Origin of the sequence: Aliiglaciecola sp. NS0011-25, from assembly GCF_040370605.1 — a bacterium.
Taxonomy (GTDB): domain Bacteria; phylum Pseudomonadota; class Gammaproteobacteria; order Enterobacterales; family Alteromonadaceae; genus Aliiglaciecola; species Aliiglaciecola lipolytica_A.
The window spans coordinates 1-1,002 of sequence record NZ_BAABWR010000054.1; the positions used below are offsets into that span (position 1 = coordinate 1).

Here is a 1,002-nt window from a genome sequence, read left to right on the forward strand (position 1 = left end):
TGTTTAGAGAGTGTAAATTGAGAATACTAACTATTTTTGCACTAATGATGACGTCAAGTTCTGCATTGGCTTGCAGTTGTCATATATCATCAGCTGATGATGTTATCGCGGACATTTTTAGCCCCTATGTTTTTACAGCTATTGTGAAAGAAGCTACCGCAATCAAGAATGATGGTGAATACTCCATTGTCGAAGCGAAGGTCGATATAGAAACTACTTATAAAGGTGATACTTCCAACCTTCGTAAAGTTAGAACATCACTGAGTTCTTCGATGTGTGGCTTACCTATTACTGTCGGTGCTAGATATGTATTTGTGGCTTCTGAAAATGGCGGTGTCTCGTATTGTAGTAGCCGAATAATAGAAGAGAACAGCTACGACTCTGAGCTCGAAACTTTCATGCAGGTATTGAAAGGTTATGCAAAAAACTAAACATAACAAACGCATTAACTTGCTCGCAAGCTCGCTTGGACAAATACTCGCTGGCTGGGGCTCATTCTTCGCCAAGTTTAGCCAGCAAGTATTTACCAGTTATGCGAAGCGTTAGGAGTTCATTAGTATGATATTCAGACTTGGTAGTAACTCCGCAAATATTTTTATTTCTGCTTTCATTGGTTTCGTGTTGGTTGTCTTGTTTGCCTTTAATCATTTGATTATTCCCAGTGATAAAGTAAATCCTTTGAACAGCTACCATAGGCAGTGGATTGAATCTGGAATTGAAAATTACCGCTATACACTTATGTTTGGATGTATGAGGGATTTGGAGTATCGAGTTGTTGTAAAAAATGGAGTGCAGATCACCCCAAGGAGCATAGACGTTTATTCTATAGATGATCTTTTTGAATATGCTGACCGCGCCGAAAAGAATGCAGATGAATATAATGTCACTTACCATAAAACAGGCTTTCCCTCTGAAATAGAAGTAAATTGGAGTAAAGAAATATGGGATGATGAGTGTTTTATAGAAGTGACTGACTTTCAGGTAATTAAGCCACATGAACTC

3 protein-coding genes are annotated in these 1,002 nt (G+C 38.3%); all 3 read left to right on the plus strand.

Annotated elements, in window-relative coordinates; translation table 11 throughout:
• On the plus strand, positions 1-431 hold a 431-nt coding region (locus tag ABWV72_RS21125; protein ID WP_353372946.1), incomplete at its 5' end, for a hypothetical protein.
• Entirely contained in the window at positions 418-546 is a 129-nt protein-coding gene (locus ABWV72_RS21130; RefSeq protein ID WP_353372948.1) for a hypothetical protein, read from the plus strand. The genes ABWV72_RS21125 and ABWV72_RS21130, both read left to right, overlap by 14 nt.
• A gap of 12 nt (positions 547-558) precedes the next feature.
• Positions 559-1,002, plus strand: a 444-nt coding sequence (locus ABWV72_RS21135) for a DUF6174 domain-containing protein (protein WP_353372950.1), incomplete at its 3' end; no start/stop codon positions are given.

Bases quoted from the DNA above. Each gene is read 5' to 3' on its own strand.
- ABWV72_RS21130 (WP_353372948.1), top strand. From the start codon at position 418: ATGCAAAAAACTAAACATAACAAACGCATTAACTTGCTCGCAAGCTCG.